The sequence below is a fragment of the Caldimonas taiwanensis NBRC 104434 genome (assembly GCF_001592165.1).
In the GTDB taxonomy this organism is placed as follows: Bacteria; Pseudomonadota; Gammaproteobacteria; order Burkholderiales; family Burkholderiaceae_C; genus Caldimonas; species Caldimonas manganoxidans.
Map to the genome: position 1 here is coordinate 1 of NZ_BCWK01000066.1, position 1,426 is coordinate 1,426.

General features: G+C 64.7%; 2 protein-coding genes. Both read left to right on the forward strand.

Annotation, left to right across the window (positions count from 1 at the left end; translation table 11 throughout):
- Positions 1-98: 98 nt before the first annotated feature.
- Positions 99-905, forward strand: a complete 807-nt coding sequence (locus CTA01S_RS16085) for a DUF4123 domain-containing protein (protein ID WP_062196854.1) — start codon at positions 99-101, stop codon at positions 903-905.
- Positions 902-1,426, forward strand: a 525-nt coding sequence (locus CTA01S_RS16090; RefSeq protein ID WP_198150911.1) for a DUF3304 domain-containing protein, incomplete at its 3' end; no start/stop codon positions are given. The genes CTA01S_RS16085 and CTA01S_RS16090, both read left to right, overlap by 4 nt.

Here is a 1,426-nt window from a genome sequence, read left to right on the forward strand (position 1 = left end):
GGCTGGACCAAGCTCTGCCAGCGATGCCCAAGACCGTGTGCATCGAATGCCTCAAAAAATCCCTGGCCGCAGCGCCAGCCTTCACCCAAGTCGAATGAATGAGCTGGATCGACGCCTTTGACCCGCATTGGCTGGACGAGCTGGACCGCCACGCTCAGCAGACCCCCCAAGGCCTCGCAGTGCTCTTGGTGCTCGATGCCGCGTTTGCCCCTGGATTGGCCGAGCAGCTCCGTCAAGCAGGCGGCTCACCGGAACTCGTGTGGAGCCGACTTCCCTCCTCGATGAGCCCCGAAGCCCTGGCGGTCTCGCCGCTGGTGCTGACCTACCACAGCGGCCATGCAGCGCTCAGGGCGGTGCTCCAAACCTGTAGCACACGCCCCATGGTGACGGCCGTGCGCACCCATGAATCGCCTGCGGCATTGGCCGATCGGCTGGCCCGATGGTCGATCGTGGATGCAGCAGGCACCTTGTTCCACCTGCGCTGGGCCGACACCCGGCGCCTGCCCAAGCTTGCCGAAGTGCTGCAACCACAGCAGCGCAGCGCACTCATCGGAGCCGCCCAGGCTTGGTGGTGCATTGGGCGCGATGGGCGCTGGCTCACCCTTCCCCTGGGCGACGGAGACCAGGCCATGGACCCCAGCGCCGCGCTGACCCCACCGGTGTTGAGTCCGCAGCAGGTGGCAGCCCTGATCGACGACAGCGAGCCTGACGAAATGCTGGCCATGCTCGAACGCGAGCTTGAGGACGTATGGCGCACCACGCGTGCCTCATGGCGCCATGCGCAAGCAAGCAAAGCCTTGCAAGAGGCGCAGCGATGCGCCGTGCAGGAACTCGGCCAACGGTTGGCCCGCGTACGCCAAGCCCTGCAAAGCGCGGCACATTGGATGCCCCAGGAGTCAAGATGACCACACTCAAAGCAGCGAGCGCCCGGCGGTGGCGCTGGATTTTGGCAACCTGCCTGGCTGCTGCCAGCCTGGGCTGCGCCAGCCTCGGGCAAGACGAACGCGACGCGGTGGCCGTGACCGCGCTGAACTACACCGGGCGGGATCTGACCGGTTTTTTATTCATAGATCCCGAGACAGGCAAAGTCGCTGGCGGCACGTCGGTGAAACCCTATGAAGGTGCGGGGGACATGTGCTGCTACTCATTGCCGCGCCGCTGGCGGCCAGGAATCAAAGTCAAACTGCGCTACGACTGGTGGAACGGTTCGCTGTCGAACCGGCAGTTTGAATACGTGGAGCGTGAACTGCCACCGTATCCCACCGACGAGCCCGGCATGCTATGGGCCCTGTTTTACGAAGACGGCAGCGTCGAGGTATTGGCCAGCGCCGTAGACCCCGGGCATCCGCAATGGCCAGGTCGCATCAAGCACTGGCCCATCCCCAGCCGCGAGCGCCTGTTGTACCTGTGGCAGATCGAGTATGAC